Source organism: Dokdonia sp. 4H-3-7-5 (assembly GCF_000212355.1).
GTDB lineage: Bacteria > Bacteroidota > Bacteroidia > Flavobacteriales > Flavobacteriaceae > Dokdonia.
This window is the reverse complement of sequence record NC_015496.1, coordinates 3,310,506-3,333,720: the sequence shown is the minus strand read 5'-3', so window position 1 is coordinate 3,333,720 and position 23,215 is coordinate 3,310,506. Positions and strand designations below refer to the sequence as shown.

At 36.1% G+C, this 23,215-nt stretch carries 15 protein-coding genes; 4 read left to right on the top strand and 11 right to left on the bottom strand.

Translation table 11 applies throughout. The annotated features are described in order from the left end of the window. Positions 1-87 precede the first annotated feature (87 nt). Both KRODI_RS14745 and KRODI_RS14740 read left to right on the top strand, forming a co-directional pair. The gene (locus KRODI_RS14745; RefSeq protein WP_013752425.1) at positions 88-1,128 is read left to right on the top strand and encodes a PLP-dependent cysteine synthase family protein; all 1,041 of its coding nucleotides are present in this window, start codon (positions 88-90) and stop codon (positions 1,126-1,128) included. 138 nt (positions 1,129-1,266) lie between these two features. After that, on the top strand, positions 1,267-2,526 hold the full coding sequence (locus KRODI_RS14740; RefSeq protein WP_013752424.1) for an aminotransferase class I/II-fold pyridoxal phosphate-dependent enzyme: 1,260 nt from the start codon (positions 1,267-1,269) through the stop codon (positions 2,524-2,526). Positions 2,527-2,602: 76 nt separating this feature from the next. Here the strand turns inward: KRODI_RS14740 and KRODI_RS14735 are convergent, their stop codons facing one another. The 3 genes from KRODI_RS14735 to KRODI_RS14725 all read right to left on the bottom strand — a co-directional run bounded on the left by KRODI_RS14735 (position 2,603) and on the right by KRODI_RS14725 (position 5,910). Continuing rightward, a complete protein-coding gene (locus tag KRODI_RS14735; protein ID WP_013752423.1) occupies positions 2,603-3,490 on the bottom strand; it encodes a mechanosensitive ion channel family protein in 888 nt (295 codons plus the stop codon). Between the two features lie 159 nt (positions 3,491-3,649). Then, a complete protein-coding gene (locus KRODI_RS14730) occupies positions 3,650-4,705 on the bottom strand; it encodes an endonuclease/exonuclease/phosphatase family protein (protein WP_013752422.1) in 1,056 nt (351 codons plus the stop codon). Positions 4,706-4,773: 68 nt separating this feature from the next. Continuing rightward, entirely contained in the window at positions 4,774-5,910 is a 1,137-nt protein-coding gene (locus KRODI_RS14725) for a TlpA disulfide reductase family protein (protein WP_013752421.1), read from the bottom strand. Positions 5,911-5,991: 81 nt separating this feature from the next. Between KRODI_RS14725 and KRODI_RS14720 the strand changes: the two genes are divergently transcribed. Next, on the top strand, positions 5,992-8,379 hold the full coding sequence (locus tag KRODI_RS14720; RefSeq protein ID WP_013752420.1) for a GAF domain-containing protein: 2,388 nt from the start codon (positions 5,992-5,994) through the stop codon (positions 8,377-8,379). A 44-nt stretch (positions 8,380-8,423) separates the two neighbouring features. Here KRODI_RS14720 and KRODI_RS14715 read toward each other — a convergent pair whose 3' ends face one another. Then, the gene (locus tag KRODI_RS14715) at positions 8,424-9,665 is read right to left on the bottom strand and encodes a Pycsar system effector family protein (RefSeq protein WP_013752419.1); all 1,242 of its coding nucleotides are present in this window, start codon (positions 9,663-9,665) and stop codon (positions 8,424-8,426) included. Between the two features lie 48 nt (positions 9,666-9,713). Here KRODI_RS14715 and KRODI_RS14710 point away from each other — a divergent pair, with 48 nt between their 5' ends. Next, the gene (locus tag KRODI_RS14710) at positions 9,714-13,436 is read left to right on the top strand and encodes a metallophosphoesterase (RefSeq protein ID WP_013752418.1); all 3,723 of its coding nucleotides are present in this window, start codon (positions 9,714-9,716) and stop codon (positions 13,434-13,436) included. A 188-nt stretch (positions 13,437-13,624) separates the two neighbouring features. On the opposite strand, the gene KRODI_RS14705 is transcribed toward KRODI_RS14710, so the two are convergent. From KRODI_RS14705 to KRODI_RS14675, 7 genes are all read right to left on the bottom strand, one after another. After that, a complete protein-coding gene (locus KRODI_RS14705; RefSeq protein WP_013752417.1) occupies positions 13,625-17,290 on the bottom strand; it encodes a hypothetical protein in 3,666 nt (1,221 codons plus the stop codon). A gap of 130 nt (positions 17,291-17,420) precedes the next feature. Then, positions 17,421-17,798 (bottom strand): hypothetical protein, encoded by a 378-nt coding sequence (locus KRODI_RS14700; RefSeq protein WP_013752416.1) that lies wholly within the window; start codon positions 17,796-17,798, stop codon positions 17,421-17,423. Between the two features lie 147 nt (positions 17,799-17,945). After that, entirely contained in the window at positions 17,946-19,043 is a 1,098-nt protein-coding gene (gene amrB / locus KRODI_RS14695) for an AmmeMemoRadiSam system protein B (RefSeq protein WP_013752415.1), read from the bottom strand. A gap of 34 nt (positions 19,044-19,077) precedes the next feature. Beyond that, complete coding sequence (locus KRODI_RS14690) at positions 19,078-20,172, bottom strand: endonuclease/exonuclease/phosphatase family protein (RefSeq protein WP_013752414.1); 1,095 nt, start codon at positions 20,170-20,172, stop codon at positions 19,078-19,080. 178 nt (positions 20,173-20,350) lie between these two features. Further along, positions 20,351-20,668 carry a YbjQ family protein gene (locus KRODI_RS14685; RefSeq protein WP_013752413.1) on the bottom strand — a complete coding sequence of 106 codons (318 nt, stop codon included), beginning with the start codon at positions 20,666-20,668 and terminating at the stop codon, positions 20,351-20,353. Between the two features lie 87 nt (positions 20,669-20,755). Further along, positions 20,756-22,477, bottom strand: a complete 1,722-nt coding sequence (locus tag KRODI_RS14680; RefSeq protein WP_013752412.1) for a mechanosensitive ion channel family protein — start codon at positions 22,475-22,477, stop codon at positions 20,756-20,758. Positions 22,478-22,497: 20 nt separating this feature from the next. Beyond that, on the bottom strand, positions 22,498-23,211 hold the full coding sequence (locus KRODI_RS14675; protein WP_013752411.1) for a pirin family protein: 714 nt from the start codon (positions 23,209-23,211) through the stop codon (positions 22,498-22,500). Between the last annotated feature and the right edge of the window lie 4 nt (positions 23,212-23,215).

Sequence of the window (23,215 nt, the reverse complement as noted above, 5' to 3'; positions counted from 1 at the left end):
AGGAAACACGTTCCATATTTTTATGTTACTTTTGCTCTGTTTTGCACGTCTCATTTTTGAGATTGTGTAGCGCTTTAACCAAGATATATGAATAAGGATTTAAACGTGTATGATAACGTGTTACAACTAGTAGGTAACACACCACTCATCAAGTTAAATAAAATTACAGAAGGCTTTGAAGGTCAGTTTTACGCAAAGGTAGAGGCTTTTAACCCGGGACACTCATCAAAAGATCGTATAGCTCTTCATATTATAGAAGAGGCAGAACGTACAGGAGTTCTTAAACCTGGTGATACTATTATTGAAACTACATCTGGAAACACAGGGTTTAGTATCGCAATGGTAAGTATTATTAAAGGATATGAATGTATTCTTGCAGTGAGCTCAAAATCATCACCAGATAAGATTGATGCTTTAAAAGCGATGGGAGCAAAGGTGTATGTATGTCCTGCAAATGTAAAGGCAGACGACCCGAGATCTTATTATAGTGTGGCAAAGCGTTTACATGAAGAAAATAAGGGCTCTGTTTATATCAACCAATATTTTAATGAGTTGAATATAGACGCTCACTTTAATACTACAGGACCAGAAATCTGGAATCAAACAGAAGGTAACATTACACACTTAATTGCTTGTAGTGGAACTGGAGGTACCATATCTGGTACTGCACGTTTTTTAAAGCAACAAAATCCAGCAATAAAAATTATAGGTATAGATGCTTATGGATCTGTGATTCAAAAGTATCATCAAACCCGTGAGTTTGACGCAGCAGAAATTTATCCGTACCGTATAGAAGGACTAGGAAAAAACTTAATACCCTCTGCAACAGACTTTGATGCAATAGATAAATTTGAAAAAGTAAGTGATCAAGAGAGTGCTCACAGTGCGAGAGAGATTGCTACTACAGAAGGTCTATTTGTAGGATATACAAGTGGTGCTGCTATTCAAGGGGTAAAACAACTTGCTGCGCAAGGGGAGTTTGACGAGAATAGCAAGGTGGTGGTTATTTTTCCAGATCACGGAAGTCGCTACATGAGTAAAGTGTTTTCTGATAAGTGGATGAATGATCAAGGTTTTTTTGATAGTCAAAATGAAGAGACTGTAGCAACTATAGAATACATCAAATAAACGTCTAAAATATTACGTATATTTAAGCTCCTACCTATGTAGGAGCTTTTTGATTTTTGGCATCATATTACAATTGTTTTTGTATTTGTTCAAAATATCAAAAATGTGTACTTTTGCACCTGTTTTCAAAACAAGTATATGAGAGATTTATTTGATAAAATTTACAAGGATAAGGGGCCATTAGGTAAATGGGCTTCAGTGGCAGAGGGATACTTTGTTTTTCCTAAACTAGAAGGACCTATTTCTAACAGAATGAAGTTCCAAGGAAAGGAAGTAATTACATGGAGTGTAAATGATTATTTAGGTCTTGCAAATCGTCCAGAAATACGTGAGGTAGATGCGCAAGCAGCAGCAGATTATGGTGCGGCTTATCCTATGGGTGCTCGTATGATGTCTGGTCATACTTCATTGCATGAACAACTACAAAATGAGTGTGCGGAGTTTGTACAAAAAGAAGCTGCCTATCTTTTAAACTTTGGATACCAAGGTATCATGTCTACTATTGATGCATTAGTAGGTAAAGATGATATTATCGTATATGACGTAGATACTCACGCTTGTATTATAGACGGTGTTCGTTTGCATATGGGTAAACGTTTTACCTACAAGCATAACGATATGGCAAGTATCGAAAAGAATCTTGAGCGTGCTACTAAAATGGCAGAGCAAACAGGAGGAGGAATCCTCGTGATTTCTGAAGGTGTTTTTGGAATGCGTGGAGAACAAGGGAAGCTTAAAGAAATAGTAGCCCTTAAGAAAAAATTTAACTTCCGTTTACTTGTTGACGATGCACATGGTTTTGGAACTTTAGGAGCGACGGGAGCAGGAGCAGGAGAAGAACAAGGAGTACAAGATGATATTGATGTGTATTTTGCAACATTTGCAAAGTCTATGGCATCTACAGGAGCTTTTATTGCGGGAGATCAAGAAATCATTGATTACTTAAAATATAACCTAAGATCACAAATGTTTGCAAAGTCATTGCAAATGCAACTTGTGGTAGGAGCACTTAAACGTCTTGATATGTTACGTACAATGCCAGAACTTCGTGAGAAATTATGGGAGAATGTAAATGCACTTCAAGGAGGGTTAAAAGATAGAGGTTTTGATATAGGGACTACACAATCATGTGTAACTCCTGTATACCTTAAAGGAAGCGTACCAGAAGCAATGGCACTTGTAAAAGATCTTCGTGAGAATCACGGTGTATTTTGTTCTATTGTGGTGTATCCAGTGATTCCTAAAGGACTTATCTTACTTAGAATGATACCTACAGCTTCACACACACTTACAGATGTAGAAGAGACTTTAAATGCTTTTGAAGCAATTCGTGAGCGATTAGATAATGGGACTTATAAAAGACTTTCTGCTAAAGTAGCAGAAGCTTTTGGAGCATAAAACTCCACTATATACTTAAAAAAATAAGCCGTTACTTTTAAAAGTAACGGCTTATTTTTTTTAAACTATTTAAAATCTATTCTTGACTATCATTAGAAGAAGCCATTTGTAGTTGATTATCAAATTGCAGTGTTCTAATAGGGAACGGAATATTTACATCATTTGCGTCAAAAGCTTTCTTTATCGCTAGCATTCCTTGATGCTTAGCGGTTAGTTTTTGCTTTCCATTTACACAATCTACCCAGTATCTACATATAAAATCGATTGAACTTCCACCAAAAGCAGTATAGAAAAATTCTACTTCTTCTTTATTTCCATTTTGAGGGAATTTGCTCGCTATCGTTTCTTTAGTTAGTTTTTCTACCATTTCTAAGTCAGACTCATAACCTACACCACATTCTATAATAATGCGCATACGCTCTGTAACCGAATAATTTTTCATTGGGTTATCAGTAATCGTCTTGTTTGGTATTACAACAATATTATTATCTGGCTCCCTTATACTAAAGTTGTTGAGCTTAATATCTTCTATAAATCCTACATACCCACTAGTTTCTACCCAGTCTCCTATATTTACCCTTTTTCTAAATGATAAAATAATACCCGCGATTCCATTTGCAAGAGCTCCTTGAAGTGCAAGACCTATTACAAGTCCAGAAACTCCTGCTCCAGCAATTAGCGTATTCAGTGTTTTATCTAGGTTTAATACACCTAATGCGAGAAATATACCTACGAGTACTACGAATACAGCAAGGGCTCTACCTATGAGTTTTGTGATAGATTGTTGTGGTACGTATCGCTTTACAATCTTTTGAGAGTACTTATTGACAAATCTCGATACGAAATAAGCAATTAATAGCACTAGGAGAGCGACTCCTAAGTTTGGTAAGTTCCTTATGAAAGCTTCTACCCATCCCCAGAGTTTTTCTGAGAGATTATTTAATGATTCAGTAATCTTATCCATGTCTTTTTTTGGTTGGATTTAAATTTACTTCTGCTTGCTATTGTGCACAAAGGCTTTAACCATCATTAACGCATGGAGTAAGATTTTTTGAGTAAATATTAAGAAGTTATATGAGAATGTTACGCTTTCGCGAAAGCGTGAAAAAACAATAATCCTCGCTTAATGATTCTGTGAAGCGCTAGCCGAAAGAATCCCATCGCCTATTATCTCCTGAATATTTTCCTTGTCCTCTGTAGTAATTTTAGGATTTGCAACATCAATATTTACCATAGGAAATGCTATGTTATAGTACATAGCAAAATGATCTGACCCAAAATAAGCTAGTCGCTTCATGTTTGTTACATGAAGATCTTTTGAGTAAAATAAATGGTCAAGAGGGAATCTGAGTAACCAATAATTTGCATGAAAGGACGGATAGAGACCACGACCTACGCGCGGATCTAGATACCCTGTGATTTTGCTAAAAAGTCTAGAAGTCTTAGACCACACCACATCATTGAGATCGCCGCAAACTACGGTTGCGTCCTTAGACTCTCTACATTGCTTACCTACGAGCATCAACTCGGCATCACGTTCTTTTGAAGTTTCGTTTTCTGATGGACTAGGAGGAGCAGGGTGTATTGCTATAAGATTAAAGGGCTGATCTGCATACATTATCTCGCAGTGTATGGATGGAATATCCTCTTCTATAAGATATTTTATCTCTGATGATTGAAAGGGGATTTTTGAGTACACATGCATTCCATAAAAATTATCTAGTGTAGCTTTTACGGTGTGAGTATACTCTGGAAAAGCTTTAGATATTTCTTTATCCCACTTTTGATCAGACTCCATGGTGATAAATATATGAGGATTGCTCTCCTTTATGATAGTTATAAATTTATCGTAGTTCGTGTTGGTCTGTAATACATTTGCGGTCACAAGAGTGAGCTGTTCTTTGTGGAACTCTGCCTGAGGTTTACGCCTATGATAGAAAGGTGTGTAGGGTCTTATAAGCCATAATTGAAATATAATAACGGCTATCATCAAACCTACAAAAATAATATGCGTGACCGTGAAGACATCCCAAAATATGAAGGCAACTCCTAATAAAAGTAGCTGTACAACTACTGTCTGTATTCTTACAAAATCAAAAAAGCGAATGCTCCAATGCGTAGCAGGAAGCAAGGGTAGTAGTGGCCCTATGATAAATATTGAGAAGAGTAGTAGTATCATTATAGTAAATGTAAAAAAGCATCACGATAGGAGCGATGCTTTTTTAGAATAGTTTGTGATTTAAAGTGCTATATTTCCCCTAGTAGCTCTTTCATTTTTGCTCCTAGTGCAGGACCTCTTAGATCTTTTGCTATAATAACGCCATTTTCATCAAGTAAAAATGTTGCAGGAATTGCTCTTACCCCATAACTTCTAGGGATAGGATCTTGCCAAAACTGTAGGTTTGAGACATGGTACCAATCCATTTTATCTTTTTTTATAGCTTGTAGCCATCTTTCTTTTTGATCTGGTCTATCAAGTGATACACTAATGATGTTAAGACCTTTATCATGATATTGATTATACACATTTACAACATTAGGATTTTCCATGCGACAAGGGCGACACCATGAAGCCCAAAAGTCAATGATGGTGTATTTACCTAAAGTCTCTGAGAGTGAAAGTTCTTTACCTTCTGGAGTTTTTGCGCTAAACTCAGGAGCTTTATTTCCTATACTGGCAAGTCCGCTAGCGATACGTTGTGACTTGAGTTGTGCGATATAGTTTTCTACACTTTCTCCCACAGTAGAGTTTTGAATATCCTCAGAAAGACTATTATAATATGCTTCGGACTCTTCAATTTTCAAGACTTTCTCATTTATTAAGTCAGATAGTGCGATTACGGAGACCATTTTGTCAGTATTTTTCTCAACTACTGCTTTTTTATCGGTAATAAATTGCGTGTCCATGGCTGCTATTTGGTCACGGATAATGTTTACCTTAATTCCATCTGTTTCTCTCTGTGCCTTTTGCATCTCTTGAATGAGCTTTTGTCTCTTTTTATTAGTCTGCATAGCAGTCATACGGTAATTATTAAACAACTCATTTTCTATACTACCTGTGACTAAAGAGCTAGATAAGCTATCTTTGTACAGAGTTAGAGTAAGTGGTTGCTCATCTTTTACTAGCAAAAGTTGGCTAGTAGCTGTAGCTTCACTTAGTATTAATAAACCAGTTCCTTCTGTTATAGCTTTTGTAAAAGTGAATTTACCAGCATTTACAACGGCAGTGTCTAAAGGAATACGTTTATTATTAGGCCCTAATTCCTCTAAGATAAGTGACGTACCATCAGCCATACCAGCAGCGGTACCTTTTATAGGAGTACTATTATTATCTCCACAGGAGAATAAAGAGAATAAAATTACAAGAATTAGTAATTGTTTCATGAGATCATATTTTTATAATAACAAAAATAAGGTTTACAGTTATTAATAAAGAAGAGAAGAGGAGTTTTGAAGACCCATTTTATGAAAAGCGGAGTACATTTTAAAGATCAAGAGTTTCCACTAGAATTACATTTTAGTGTAGGGAAATTAGTGAGTCATTATAAAAACAATCTTACTTCAGATAATTTAAGATTAAAAAGACGTGCAACAGAAATAATGGAAATTATTTCTGACTATCCAGAATTAGAATCAGGAATAAATAATCTAGAGACTATAGGGAGCTATAAGAATCAAATTGATGATCTTCTTAGTGAGCTATTTCCAGAAGTACTGCAGCAGAATGAAATAAAAATTGCATCTATGCCTTTTCAAGAGGCTGTGCTACAATCTACGCAGAGGTATGATAATATACTTCTCAATGCAGGTGATAATTTTATTCCAGAGATAAAGAATTTTAATGCAGACCATTACTACCTCATGGGATGTAGCATTATCCTAATGCAGTATTATGGTTTTAAAATAGACTTTAGACGTCCATTTTACTATGAAATTCCTGATGGTTTGGGTATGACACGTTTTTATAGAATGCTCTATAATGGGGATTATATAGATATAGAACGTAAGGAAGGAACACCTCAAATAACAGAAGAAGAAGTAAACGTACTGCTAGATAATTTTGATAATATAGAGATGTGGAAAGAAAAATTTCCTCCGCACAGTTATATTTTCAAAGGCTTTGTGATAGCAAATTTATATGATGCCACTACTGAAGTTTCAATATCAGATTTTAAGTCTGGCTTACTTCGTTATGAAGATGAGGACATAAACTTTACACATGACTTCCATAGAATTTTTCAAGCCATTTTTGATCTTCCAGAATTACAAATAGGTTTTTCTAATTATAATAAGGAAGACGAGGCCTTTGAGCTTGTGCCATTTAAGGATATAAGTAGTTATCTATTATATGGAGATACAGAAGCGTCGTGTAATACGATACTTTGTAAAGGGTCTTATGATGCTGTATTTAATACTGGAGACTACTTTGCGGTTTCAGATATTGCAAAACATCACAAAAGCGATAAGAGTATAAAGATGTATCAAAATCTTTATGACCAGGGGATAAAAAGTGTTATTCTAGCCCCAATACGTCACAAAGGTGTTTTATTAGGTATTCTAGAGCTAGCCTCCCCTAATAAAGGAGCGCTTAATAGTATAAATGCAAATAAGCTTGCAGACATAATGCCGTATCTTATTGATGCTGTATTACGTAACAAGGAGCAACAAGAAAATGAAATAGACCTAATTATTCAAAATGAATGTACATCTATTCATAAAAGTGTGTACTGGAAATTTGAAAAGGAAGCAAAACGATATTTAAGATTGCAGATAGAAGGGGATAACAACGTTCAATATAGGGATGTTGTATTTAAAGATGTTTATCCGTTATTTGGACAGATTGATATTAAAGGATCTTCAGAGTCTCGTAATGCTGCGACACAAAAAGATATTTTATTACAACTTCACAATGCCATCGCCATTTTAGAGGCGGCTAAGACTAATGAAAGTCTACCTATATATGAGCAGCTTATTTTTAATCTAAATGATTTTTTAGAAAGGACACAAGAAAAATTAGAGGTAGATAGTGAACGAAAGATATTAAAATTCTTGAGTGAAAATATCAGACCGTTATTTACTCACTTACTAGAAAAGAGTGATGAACTCAATGAATTAATTACTGCATATAGAAGTCAGATCGAAGATAGTCTTGGCCTTGTGTATCGACATCGTAAGTTTTATGATGAGTCTGTAATGTTATTAAATAAACGTCTAGCGTCTGTACTACAGCGCAAACAAAAGGAGGCGCAAATGATGTATCCTCACTTTTTTGAACTCTTTAAAACCGATGGGGTAGAGCACAATATGTATGTAGGTGAGTCTATAACAAAGCATAATAGCTTTAATAAGATTTATCTTTATAACTTACGTTTATGGCAGCTTCAGGTAATGTGCGAAATGGAGAATGAGCACTTTTCGCTTGCGCAAAAAATGGATCACCCACTTGAGGTGGCTTCTATGATATTAGTGTTTAATACTTCATTATCTGTGCGATATCGTATGGATGAGAAGAGGTTTGATGTAGATGGAACTTATAACGCTCGTTATGAAGTTGTAAAGAAGCGTGTAGATAAGGCTTTCATAAAAGGAACTACAGAACGTATAACACAAGCTGGAAAAATCACTATAGTCTACTCACAAGAAGCAGATGAGCAAGAGTATCTCAGATACATTAACTTCTTACAGTTAAAGAATCACTTAGGTAATGAAGTAGAAATTCTTGAGCTAGAAGACTTACAAGCTGTTACCGGATTAAAGGCTATTCGTGTGAATGTATTATATAAAAAAGTAATAGGTAAAGAGACAAAAGAATTTTACACCTATGAAGATCTCATTGAGGAAATAAAAAATTAAGAAAGCATAAAAAAACGGGTTCTGTAAAGAACCCGTTTTGCTTTTTATAATAGTGTTGTCACCATATTAGTGAGGCTTTCTACGTCCTCCATGACTTCTACTGCTTGATCTCTGTAAGCAAAGAACACAGCAAACGTTAGTACAGATATAATGATACCCACCATAAAAATATTATAGGTTATTCTTAAGAGCTTATATTTTCTGTCGAGTACAACTCCTAGAAAATATAAATCTTTAGTAAGGGCAGAGTAGATATAATCTTTGTCTTGAAGCATTTCTCCTATAGCCCATTCATAATCTTCAAGTTTCATTTTATGAAAATTACCAAAAAATAATAGGTTCACCTTTTTCAATTTTACATCTTCTCTGTCAAACTCACCCCTTGTTACATTAGGTCGTGTAGCAATAATTGACATAATCATCGATATCATGGCAAAAAGTACAAATACCGCCGTTGGATATATAAGGTGAGCATTACTAGGAGACTCTAGTTTTGGGATCAGGTTTGCAAGAGCAAGAGAAATCACAATCGCATTTACAGAAAGCAATATGTTTGCCTTAGTATCTGCAATATCACTTAATTTAATATGGTTGCGTAGCGCGATGCGATACATAGACTGGATTCCTTTTTCTGGGCTAGCATCTTTAAGTTGTACTTTTAGTTTTTCCTTTTTACGTGCCTTTTTAGCTTTCTTTCTTGCTTTGGTGAGATCGTTTAGGTTATTATCTTTTTTCGGTTTCCAGTTTTCTTGGGCATAGTGCGTATAATAGCGATGTTTTATGGTGAACATCTCAATATTTGCCTTATTCCACTCCTCCGTGGTAAACTCTTTAATACCTTTTATTTTTAATTCTTGACGTAAATACTCACTAGCCTCAGGAAAATAATCCTTGGCAAAATGTGAAGCATCTGCGTCTCTTAAAACTTGTTCTAGGTATGTTTGTGGTTCTACGCGCATGTCTGTGGCAAGAATCACTTTTTTCACCTCTTCTATAATAGTAGCCTCAACGCCCTGTTCTTTCAAAAACGTTTCAGCCATTTCGGCACTGCGTGCTTCATGATTTTCGGTTCCATCTACATACCCTATGTCATGTAGTAGTGCGCTAAGCTGTAAGATGAGCTTTTCTTCATCTTTAAGACTTTCTTCACTATTATCAATTATTTCTTGGGTACTTTTAAGTACTCGTTTGGTATGGACATAGTTATGATATATACATGTCTTAGGTAGTTCATTATCAAATAGTTCAGAAATAAATCTATCTGTCTTTTCTAGTAGTTCAGTCATAGTTACTATAAGCCTGTTAGACCTCTAATGTACATTAAAAACAAGGACATGAACAAATATTACCGTTTTCTTAACTTCTCAGTAGCCATTTTACTTAGTAGTTGTGCGACTTATTCGCCTAAATATGCAGATGAGTCAAGCGAGCCTTCTCGTTTTGATAACAGTTCGCTTTCGCGAAAGCGTATTCATAAAACCTTCTACCTCATAGGAGATGCAGGAGGAGATAAAGATGGTGGTAGTACTTATGCCCTTGATGCGTTTAAGAAAGTGATAGACACAGCGCAAACAGAAAATGACTATGCAATCTTTTTAGGTGATAATATTTATGATGCTGGACTTCCATCAAAGAATAATCCAGAAAGAGCCGAAGCTGAGCGCAGATTAAATATTCAAGTAGCGGCAGTCGAAAACTTTAAGGGAAAAACTTTTTTTATTCCTGGAAATCATGACTGGTACGCAGATGGTGTTGAAGGTGTAAAGCGTCAAGAAAAATATATAGAAGATGCGCTAGATGATAAGGAAGCATTTCAACCTGAAAATGGATGTCCTATTGAAATGAAAAGCATAAGCGACTCTGTGGAATTAATGATCATTGACACGCAGTGGTATCTAGAAGACTGGGACAAGCATCCTACAATAAATGATAATTGCGATATTAGAAATAGAACTGATTTATTTTTAGAAATAGAAAATGAGTTCAAAAAGAATAACGAAAAGACAATACTTGTAGCAATGCACCACCCTATGTATACAAATGGGATTCATGGTGGTAAATATGGTATAAGAAAGCAGTTATATCCTACACAAAGCAATCTGCCGCTTCCAGTACTTGCCTCTCTTGTCACTCAAGTAAGATCACAAGGTGGAGTGTCAATTCAAGATCGCTATAACAAGCAATATAATGAGTTAATGCAACGCATCTCTGTACTTGCGAGAGATACAGATAAAGTGATTTTTGCATCAGGTCACGAGCATAGTATCCAATATATAGAGCATGATGGTATAAAACAGATTGTGAGTGGAGCAGGAGCAAAGAACAGTGCCGCAGCTTTAGGAGACGATGGTTTGTTTTCTTACGGAGGTCAAGGATTTGCTATTTTAGACATATATGAAGATGAATCTTCATCTGTAAGATTTTATGCGGCAAATCAAGGAGAACCTACGTTACTATACACAAAAGAGGTTTTTGCACCTCGTAAGGAAGTAAATTTAGATTCGCTACCAGAAATATATCCAGAGACTGTAATGGCTACGGTGTATGCTCAGAATAATACAGATGTGTCAGATGTACATGAGTCACTATGGGGAGATCATTATAGAGCTGTTTACGGAACTCCAGTAACGGCTAAAGTTGCTACGCTAGATACACTCATGGGCGGATTTACAGTTGACCGTAAGGGTGGTGGTCACCAGACAAGATCATTACGATTAAAAGATAAAGACGGAAGAGCTTATAATTTAAGAGCAGTGAGAAAAAGCGCCGTGCAGTTCTTGCAAAGTGTTGCTTTTAAAGAGGTTTTTGTTCAAGAAGAATTCAGAGATACATTTACAGAGGATTTAATATTAGATTTTTATACATCTGCACATCCATATGCTTCCCTTGCGGTGGCAGAGCTCTCTGATGCAGTGGGTATTTATCACACAAATCCTAGCTTAATTTATGTTCCAAAACATGATGCATTAGGTAAGTATAATGCAGATTACGGTAATGAATTATATATTATAGAAGAACGCCCAGACGAAGATTTTCTAGATGTACCATCTTTTGGAAACCCTGATAGTATTGACAGTACAGATGATCTCTATGAAAACCTACGTAAAGATGAGAAGTATCAAGTAGATGAAGACTCTTATTTACGAGCACGTATTTTTGACATGCTTATAGGAGACTGGGACCGTCATGCAGACCAGTGGAGGTGGGCACGTTTTGATAGTGATGGAAAGAAAATATATAAACCTATCCCAAGAGATAGAGATCAGGTATTTTCAAAGTTTGATGGTGCTATTTTAGGCTTACTTAAAACTTTAATCCCCGCATCTAGACAATTCCAAAATTACGATGGAGATCTTGAAAACGTGAAGTGGATCAACGAGGCAGGTATTAAGATGGATAGAGCGCTTACCAAGAACTCTGTAAAGAAGGATTGGATAGCACAAGCTCAGTATATACAAGATAATCTTAGTGATGAAGATATCGCTAGAGCATTTACAAAACTACCTCTCGAAGTGCAAGACGTAGGTGTAGATGAAATTAAGAAAAGCCTTAAAGAACGTAGAGGCAACATTGTTGACATCGCAGGTGAATATTATGATTATCTGGCTTCGCTGGTAGTACTTACTGGAACAGATAAGGATGATCATTTTGAAATTACTCGTAATGATAAGGAGACTAGAGTTCAAATCTCAAGAATTAAAGGTGGAGAAATTGAAACACCTTTTGTAGATCGCGTAATTAACGCCGATGAGACCGGTGAGATATGGATTTATGGTCTTGATGATGATGATAGCTTTAAAGTAAGTGGAGAAGGAAAGTCGCCTATAAGAATGAAAATTGTAGGAGGACAAAACAATGATATCTATGAAATTAAAGATGGTCGCCGTCTTAAAATATACGAGCACAAAACTTTACCCAACACTATTAAAGAAAAAGGAGGTGCCAGTTTCAAGATGTCAAATATCTATACGTTTAATACCTATGACCCTTTAAAGAAAAAGAGTTATGCAAATAACATTTTACCAGCTATAGGTTTTAATCCTGACGATGGTTTCTTGATAGGAATAAATGATGTGTTTACTACAAATGGTTTTAAGAATGATCCATTTAGTAGTAAGCATACGCTAAATGGAACTTATTCATTTGCTACGGAGTCCCTAAGTTTAAAATATGAAGGAAATTTTGCAAACGCATTTGGACAGTGGAACTTGATAGTAGGAGGTAAGTTTACAAACGAAGCTTTTTCTCGTAACTTCTTTGGTTTTGGTAACGAGACTGTAAATAACGATGATGATTTAGGTTTAGACTTCAACAGAGTTCGTAATGGAGAAGTAGGCGCACATATAGGAGTAGAGAGTGACAACACCTTTGGTAGTAGATTGCGATTTGTATTTAATTATGAGCGTATTGAAATCGAACCTACAGGTGGCCGAGTGATTGATGACGCTAGCTTATTTACACCAGATCGCAGTAATTTCTTTGGAGGGCAATCTTTTATAGGTGTAGAAGGAGCTTATACTTATGTAAGTGCAGATAACCAAGCTAATCCTACGAGAGGAATGGATTTTGCAACAGTAATAGGTGCAAAGCGCAACATAAGCGATGGTAGTAGAATGTATGCATATGTAAATCCTAAATTAGGGTTCTACAATGCACTATCTAAAAACAGAAAGTTAGTCCTTAAAACACTTGTGCAAGCTCAAGTGCGTATAGGTGATGACTATGAGTTCTATCAGGCCGCATCTTTAGGTGCAAATTCTGGTTTGAGAGGATATAGATTCAATAGATTTACAGGAGAATCAGCACTAGCTGGTTCAGCAGATTTGAGATATAGTTTTAATAGATTTTCTACAGGATTAATTCCTATCCAAATAGGTGTTTTTGGTGGAGGAGATGTAGGTCGTGTATGGCTTGATGGAGAAGATAGTGAGAAGTGGCACAATGATTTCGGTGGAGGTTTCTGGTTGAATATGATAGATACTGTTTCAGGTCAATTAGGTGCCTTTGCTGGAGAAGATGGAGTAAGAATTGACTTTAGATTCGGTGTGAGACTGTAATAATATTTCATAGCAAGACTTTACCATCTCGTTATTATGTATAAAAAATAAGCTCCCAAACAGGGAGCTTTTTTTATGCGTAATATTTTCAACTTGTAGCTAGTGCAAGACTAAGATTTGATCCTTTACTAATGGGTAAATTTTTATTTACGCTTTCGCGAAAGCGTAATTTTAAAACTGTTAGTCAATTATAATCCTAGTGAGATTCCAAAGCCCAATCGCCCACCTTCTGGTCCATTAAAATAGCTTAAAGTTCCCTTTAGTGCTCCAGCAGTAGATACATTGAGACCGCCACCATAGCTATAGTGTAGCGTGTTGCTTTCATTGAGTTCGCTCCACACTCCTCCAGTATCATATCCAGCATAGGTGTCAATTCTTATTGGAAAGAAAGCTGTTTTTATAGGCTTAAATAAGTATGCTATATCTACCGAGCCTGCTAGGGATTGCTGGCCAATAAAACGGCTTTGTCTGTAAGATCTCAATCCATTATTTGCTCCTAAGGTTGCCGCTTTGTAAAAAGGTATTTTATCTCCAAAACGTAGCTGACTCGTCACAGTTGTTTTAATTACAAGATTTCTTGATCTATCAATGGCATTCCATAAACTTATGCTCGGATCTATAATCCCAACAGTATTTGTATTTGTAAGCTCATCAAGGAATCCTCCTTTTAATGATACTTCCATACCGCGAGTGGGAAAGTGCTCATTATCTATACTGTGATAGTTGTAATAACCACTCACTCCTAAATATTGCACAGCTGTTATTAAGGGCTCATTATTGAATACTGTATCTATATTTTCATAAGTGATGTTTACTCCTGTGCTAGTCCCATACTCTCCGTTGTAATATAGACCAACACCACCCATAAGATATTGCGTATTAATACGATTATCATCAAATGATCTGCTCTCATTAGTGCTACTATTTCCTAAGCCAAAAAAGTTCTCTGTAAAATTTGCTGTAGTCGCTCGTCCAAAAACTTTAAAATTCCAATCGTGGAAGAGGTGTGCTTTATGCCAAGCTATTCTTACATCTGCGGCTTGCGTAAGAGAAATATAGCGCGCATCTAATTCAAATTTTGTTGTAAACGGATTCCCTTCAAAGCCTATTGTAGATTTACTGAATTTAAAACTTGGAGTAATTCCTTCGTCAGGGTTATAAGAGGTTTGAAGTGCAAAGCTACCTGCGTTATCTGGTCTACGCTCTGTATCAAAAATGCGATTCTCATAAATGTCATCTATGTGCCTAGTTGCCTTTCCTTTATTTATGATATTATTTTTGGAAGATTTTTGGTCATAGAGCGTGACATTTTTTCCTCCTTCAATAGTATAACTATCATTATCCAGTCCTCCTGATAAGACTATATTTATAGGACTTTTTAATAATCCTTGAACATTAAAGATATCTTTGTCATCAAGACCATAAATCCAGATATCATTTGTGGTTTCTGATGAAAATGTGCGGTCAAAAAGTAATGCGCCTTTTTCACCATCTTTTATTCTATATCCCATTATGTGCACATCACCATTATCAAGATTTGTGATGTCAAAATGGTCGTCTTTATCTGTTCCTTTTAATACTTGAAATTTAAGGAAATGATTGTAGTATCTATCTACGATATCATCTAGGCGATCCTTACGAGCTAGTAAATCTGCCTGAATACCTTTCCATATGTTATCTTGAATTTCCATTGGCGCTTCGCTAAATGCTTTTGAAATAACGTCTGGTGTAATATGTTGTTGGATGTATGCGACTTCTTCAAGCCATACAGACTTATTTGATCGTAAAACCACAGAGCGGTCTAGATTAATTGCACTCTCGCTAAATTGTTCTATGTAAGGAATATCTGGACCATAATTTCCAAATTGTCTCATGCCACTCATTATACTTTGCATACGAGTTAAAAACTCACCGTCAAACTTTGCAAAGACTTGATCTCGATCACGAGGTACTGCACTGTAAATGGTTACACCTTCCTCTTCGTCAACTTGGTTTTGTGCCCAGCGCCATTGATCTTCATGTCTATCCCAGTCACCTATGAGCATATCAAAAATACGAGCTCTTATATAGGTTCTCTCATCTAGTTTGTGCTGCTCATCTTCTCTAAGTTCTTTAAAAAGATCTTGAGTACTTTCTACCTCTTTACTAAATTTAAACATATGTGATTTATCAAAATCACCATCAGGTTTTTCTACAATCATATATAACTGATCACCGTGTACTTTATTAAAATCACCTAGGGCTTTCTGTTTTGGAACATAGAATAACTTAGGATGTGTATGTGGTAATTTTATCGCACCAGCTAATCTTGGAATGGCAAAAGCACCATAAGGATGTGCAGCCGTATAAAAATCTTGAATAATAGTTGCTGGAACAGTGCCAGCAAAATAATCATCTGCATCAAGGTCATTATACCCAGCAGATTTTAGAAAGGCGATAGGGTCTTTTGCAATGGCTCGCATATTATATTCTTTATCGTCTTTTGTTACAAGACGTAACCCATTAGTCTGGTTTCCACCACCGGCTCTTTCTACAGTAAGTCCTCCATATAAGGTATCGAGTAGTACAACGGGTGCCTCAATTTCTACTCCATATACATATCGATAATGTTTACCCCAAAATTTTTCATACTTCTCAGATTTCTTTACAGCCTCTGCAGGATACACAGATGCCTTCACCGTTTTAGGAAATACCGTAGGAAGTGAATCAAGGTTATAAGGTTCTGGTTGTTTAAAAGCTCTCTGGCTAAAGGCTTCTTTAAACGCACCGTCTTGCAAAGTAAAGAAGTGAACAGATGACGAGTTGTCTTCATAAATTCTTACTTCTGTATATCCAGGTTTTGTTGAGGTAAATAGTCCTCTCTTGCTTAAACGGGCAGGTTTCACACTACTTCCCGTTCCCGAAATTACTTGTTTTATTGCTCCGTGATCTATGTACTGTAAAGAGCGTTCATGACCAGAAACTATAATTACTTTAGGAACATCAAACGCAGCTAGTTCTATGGTAGACATTAACTCGTTCATAAGAGGATTATATCGGTCTTGCTTTGATAGACCTCCTTGTGATCTTAAAAATGACCATGAGGCCCCTGCAAGTGGTATAAATGCATTTTCTGACGTGGGCTTATAAACTACACTTGACGGGATTTCTCCTCCATATATTCCATTTGAGTATAGAGGATGATGCATAGCAATAAGCACTGTTTTGTGACGTGCTTTACGCATTTCGCTAGCAAGTAATGCATTAAATTGAGTGCGCGTTTTTAATTCGCATTTGTCATTAATTCCATCCGTTTTACTCCAGTCCTCAATATACCATTGTGAGTTTATGAGTATAAGTTCTATCTCATCGTTCACGCTTATCACCTCTAGCGGACAACCATTTTTAGGTAAGAAGTGGTCTTCTTCCTTGTAAAAGTCTTCAATGTACGTCTCAATATCTTCAAGTCCTTCCACACCGCGCTCATTCCATTCTTGTTCTCCAGTGAGAAATAAGGAAGTTCCTTTGAAAGACTTAGATAATGACAATTGTGCATCAAGTTGAGAAGCTACTCGGCTATCCTCTAGATTACTATTGTGTACATTATCTCCTAAAAATAAGAGGTAGTCATCTTCCTTTGAAAATGACACAATATTCTCTGTCAACGCATCTAGCAGCTTGTCGTTTGGACCACTTAATGCTGCACCAGCGTTTGCTATAGAAAATATGCTCGTGTATTCTCTAGAATTGGAGTCAAAAAAAATGCTATTTTCCTTATCTCTATAGTTGTCACGATGGACAGCGCAGGCTATAAATAGCAGTGATAGCGTAGATAAGGATAATGATTTACTAAAAATGCGTAATTTTTTATTCACAGAAAATATTTTTTCCAATGTACATTTCTTTTCTGCTAAATAGTTGCCATAGTTCTATTAAAGTATGTTAATAAAAAAGGGTCTTGCTTATATAAGCAAGACCCTTTAAGTGATTGTACTGTATTGATATTTATATGCGAATGAAATCTTTGTTGAGATTAGTATCTGCAATCATATCTCTTGTAAAGCTAAGATGTCCTTTGGTTGTTATGATTCTAAAGCGGTAATCTTTCATTCTAGTTAATGTATCTAGAAGTAACCACTTAGATTTTAATAATTTTGGTTTCGAACTTTTTAAACTTACTTCAAAAAAGTATTTAATACCGCGTTTTTCGGCTACGATATCTGGAGTAAGAGAGTTGCCGGTTTCCTGCCTCTTAAAAGAAATAGGAGTCTCGTAACCTTCAGCATCTGCCTTAATATTTTCGAATCCCTTATTTTCTAGATATTCGATAGTTTCTGTTAAAAAAGCGTTGTTCTTGTTTTCTATTTTATCTGAGTATATCATAATCAGTAATATACAAGATAGCTGAACCTTTATGTATTAAGCTCGGGTTAAAATAGTTACAATTAATGTTAAAGATAGTATTGATGATAGGTACGTTTTCGCGAAAGCGTAACACAAAGCAAATTACATCATCGAGAAATTGTAAAGCTATTGATAAGACATACCTACATAAGCCACCCAGTGCGTGCTATCTGCCTGTGCGGTGTGTCCCATGTGTAAATCATCAACCTTAATATGGGGATTGTGTATACTAGATCGCCAGTCTATAAATGTGCCAGTAAGGTTAGAAAATTGTTCATCTTCACTAGGTGTTGCCGTAAGTTTCTCTATGCGATTTGCAAGCAGTAAGCCAAAAGGAGTGGAATATCTTCCACACCAAGTCCATTTATAAGCCTTATAATCATCCTCCATAATGGTGATGTCATTGAACTTTTTAACCCTTTTTATGGTAAGTTCTCCCTGGAGTGTCTCGTTGACAATATCAAGATCTTTCTGCCTAGCCTGAGCTGTGCCTGTATTGTCTGTGCCAAAGGGAGCAAGATTACCGCCTCCCCAGCCTTCAGAGCCATAATGTATAGCATCATTAGAAATCACGACAGCAATATCTTTACCATATATAAGATTCTCTTTCTTCATAAGGGCAGCAATACCACTTCCTATGTCATCAGAAAAGGACTTCATATTTTGGAACGTATTGTAAGGAACGAGCATGGGTATGATTTCTAAAGCAGGGTTTTTACGTTTCAAAAAAGGGGTTATAGCTTCTAGAGAATGCTCTAACTGCATCATAGAATCATGTACAACGTATGTTTCTTTATTAAGTTTGGTGAGCAGTTTATCTCTTAGGTTACTTACCGGAATGAGACCATCCGGAGATTGCCAACTATCATAACTCCCAAAAATGATACGATCTTGTAAGTCAAAATTTCTTGCTCTGTGAGCTACGCCCACAAGAATAATTGTTTTGGCTTTTATTCCAGAGAGCGTTTTGTAATACAAACCTCCGGCATATCCATAATCATCATGTGGGCATATTACGGCTTTGTAGGTTTCAGAATTTGGCAGTTTATCAGCGTCATCTATTCTACTGATTATACTATCCATTTGCCATGAATATTGAGCAAAACCTATAGTATCCTCTTGATGCCTAATATAATTTTTAAGAGTTACAGTCTTTGCATCTGGCGTATTGTTGCAAGAAATAATACCTATAGAACAAATACATATTAATAGAATAAAGCGCATGAATTGTGAGTTAGACTATAAATATAGGTAATCTTTAAGAGCCTATAATTGTAGGGATTTCCATATTGAGTAGATGCTGTTCTTTTAATTGTGACTGTGCTCTATCTAAAATTTCCTGAGATGGTTTATTTGCTTTTTGTTCTTTTGCTTTCGCTGGTTCAAAAGTAAGCTCTGTATACATCGGGAAATGGTCAGACTTGATATCTTTTGTGCGCACTAGAGTTTTCACTCTAAACTCTTCTGAGGTAAATAAATGGTCAAGTGGCCACCTCATCAATACATTTTTTGCATTAAAAGTATTATAGAAACCACGACCTATGCGAGGGTCAAGTAATGTGCTTGTTTTTCTAAAGAGTGAAGTAGTTTCAGACCATGCAACATCATTAAAATCCCCCATGACAATCACTGGCATTTTTCTTTTATAAACGCGCAGTGCCGTAGTCATCATCTCTGTATCTCTGTCTGAGCTCATAGGATTATGTTGTGGCATAGGTGGAGTAGGGTGGATGGCAAATAATTGAAATTGATTACCGCTCTCCAAGGTAACAATCGCCTCCATAGATGGAATCTCTTTATCTACAAGATGATTAATTTTGTTTTGAGACATAGGTAAGCGAGAGTATAGCAACATCCCGTAGGTGTTATCTAGAGGTTCTAGCATACTATAAGGGTAAGTTGCAGATAATGTTTTGTGTACGGCATTTTTCCACAGTTGGTCAGTCTCCATGAGCAGTACAATGTCAGGATTTTTCTCGGCTATTTGGTCGAGTAAGAGTTGGTACTCTTCATTCTTCTGTAAAACATTGGCTGTGTAAATTTTCAATGTATTTGAAGCGTCTGTAATCGTACTTTCTTTTGCCTCATACGAAGAAAAAGGCGTGTAGGCATAAATCTTGCCTAGTTGAAATGTAAAGCAGGAAATAAGAATAATTACAAAGAGGTAGTCTTTGTAATATTTTATATCAAACCGTATGAAGTAGGTAAGAATAGCAATAAATGTAAGCCCCGTAAGCTGCGCATGCGGAAAATCAAATACGCGTATCCACCAGTAATCTATAGCAATGAGTGGTAATAATGTCAATACAACAGCAGTAATGCCAAATCCCTGGAGAAAGCTCTTTAATTTCAAAATATAATTGGTTGGTTAGTATGAGCGAAAGTACTCCATATGTTAAAGCAGCCGTCTTAAAATCATATTAAATGGGATATATTTAAGATTTGAAACATCAGCTACACTTGGACACTAATCAAGTAAATAGCGCCTGTTGTAATTCTTGAGAGTTGATGTGACACATTTTACCTTGACACTACTTTAACGCAACCGCAGTCCCCATTGCCGAAATTCCCAACTTAAGACCTTGATTTATAACTTCTACATCCATTGTAACTCCCACAATCGCGTGAGCTCCCATTTCTGTAGCTTTGGCCTCCAGTTTCTTGAGTACTTCTTGTTTGGCAGCATCTATACCTTCTTCGCTACTTTCATAAATCTTGTCACTATTAAGTGAATCTCGAAAACTGAGTCCTTTAGTATTGTAAATCTTTGCATAGATGAAGTCTGTAATCACACCTAAGTATTGCGTGATCTCTCTGCCTTGTATACTATTTGTAGTTGTAATAATCATTTATATAAGTTTGTATGTAAGTAGCTTTTAACAGGGTTTTGTTACGCTTTCGCGAAAGCGTAATTAATGATTATAATTTTAATCAACTTAATCTTTCTCAATCTGATGACGCTGTTTGGCTAGATATTCTCCACTATTAAGTGAAGCCACAAACTGTACTAGCTGTTCTCTTAGTTTACAATGCAAATCCCATGTAGTAGAAGCATCTTTTGCACTGCAAAGTGCTCTTATTTCAATAGATTTTTCTGTTACACCAGTAACCTGTACAGTAGGCTCGTGCTCTTCATCCCAATCTTCAGAATCTATCAAAAGTTGAGCAAACTTCTCTCTTACTTTTTGCACATCAATACGATAATCTGCATAAACGATAATTGGTCTTACCTGTTTTGGATTGGTCATAGACCAATTTTCAAAAGGTTTTGAAATAACATCTTTTAATGGAATTATGAGTCGTCTTGAGTCCCAAGTTCGCACTACCATATAAGTAAATCTAATATCTTCTACATAACCCCACTCGTCCTCAATATTGATAGTATCTCCTATACTTGCGGGTTGTGTAAGTGCAATCTGTATTCCTGCGATAATATTTCCAAGAGTATTTTGAGCTGCGACACCCAATATTATTGTTATAAGTCCAGCAGATGCCAGAAGGGAAATTCCTAGTTTTTCCAGAGATCTAAACTGCGAAAAAATTACAGTGATAGCCACAACTATTATAATTATTGTCAAGACTCTTCTTGCAACAGAAATATAAGTCATCATCATTCGGGCATGCTTGTTTTCTTCTAGTGATGAATCGCCCAATCGATTTTCTGTAACATAAGCAAAAATGTAATCTATAAAACTCATTAAAAACCAAGCAATAGAGGTAATGACAATGATTAATAATATAGCATAAACGGTACTTGCCATACTTCCAGAAAAGGAAATTAGATACGTTAATGTTAGGTAAAAGAAAATTACACCTATTACAATACCTGCTGGTTTAGCCATTTTTGTCGCGATGGACTTGAGTAATGGTTTGTTTGAACTGAGAAATAATTTTCTAGTTATAAAAGACATAAAACAACCAAGAATATAGCCTAAAAATGCTAAAAGTATAGTTCCAATAATTTTCCAAATAGGGATTCCTAAAACACCAACTTTTGACCAATTAGGCATTATTCTGTCTAATTTTCTCGGGCCATAAAGTGCATATAGCGGTTCGATATTCTCAACAGTATTTGCGCTTATTATCCAGAATGCTCCCCAATCTTTAAGCTTGACTCGTTGAAGTCGTAGTACTACATCTCTATTTTCTATGGCAACTTCTCCAAAAACTACACTTCGTCTTGGTGTACCAGAGATATTCTTATTGGTTGATGTAGTGATGTCAACTTGACCATCTAATCTATCTGAAATTCCTTCCCAGTCAATAGCTATTCTTTGATTTATAACAAAATAAAATTTTTCCGCTAGGATTGATGCTTCTTCCTTTGTAACGTTTTTTGGAAAAAGATTGAGATTTAAAGCATAAGCAGCATCTTCAAATCTCTCTTCGCGACAACTCAATATAAAATGCTCAAGTGTAGCTTGAGGTGTAGTAAAGTTAAATTTATTTGGAGGTAACCCAATGTTATCGTTAAGTCTTTCTAGCTGATAGTATGCGTCATTATATTCGCCTATAGGATTTCTATTATACGCCCCTTTTGAAGTTATAGTATCACTAAGCTTAGGAAATTCTTTTGTTTCATTTTTTTGAGCAAGTGTAGATAAATTGAAAAAATAAATAAAACAACAAATGATAATTGAAATGGGTTTACTACTCATAGGTTTGAACGTTTGATTTATTAAAACTGCATAGGCACCTCGATAAGTAAAATTTTTGAATCAGACTGTGCGGTGATTTCTAGCTCGGCAATGTCATAAACTCCTATGGCATCACGTCTGTCTAATAGTTCGCCAGCGGCGTGAGCGCTACCTTCGAGTACAAAAACAAAAAGGCCATTCTCTTCTTTATGAATTTTATGTACAACCGTTTGCTCTTGAGTAAACTCACCCATATGAAACCAAGCATTTTGGTAAATCCACACACCCTCATCTTCTTGATTTGGTGAGAGTATTTGCACAAATTCATTTTTGAGGTGGTGTTCGTTTATTTTAATTTGGTCATAACGAGGCGATACTGGTCGCTGGTTAGGCATAATCCAAATTTGTAAAAACTGTACCTCACGATCCTTATTTTTATTATACTCACTATGATCAATTCCCGTCCCGGCGCTCATCACTTGGATGTCACCTTGCTGTATCACCGTCTGGTTACCCATACTATCTTTATGCTCTAGATCGCCAGAGAGTGGGATAGATACAATTTCCATATTAAGATGCCTGTGCATATCAAAACCTCTACCGGCCGCTACGGTGTCATCATTGAGCACGCGCATCGCCCCAAAGTTTATACGTTCTGGATTATGGTAACTCGCAAAGCTAAAGGTGTGAAAACTCTGTAACCAGCCGTGGTTTGCGTTTCCTCGAGTGTTTGCTTTATATAGAATCGTTTGCATAGGT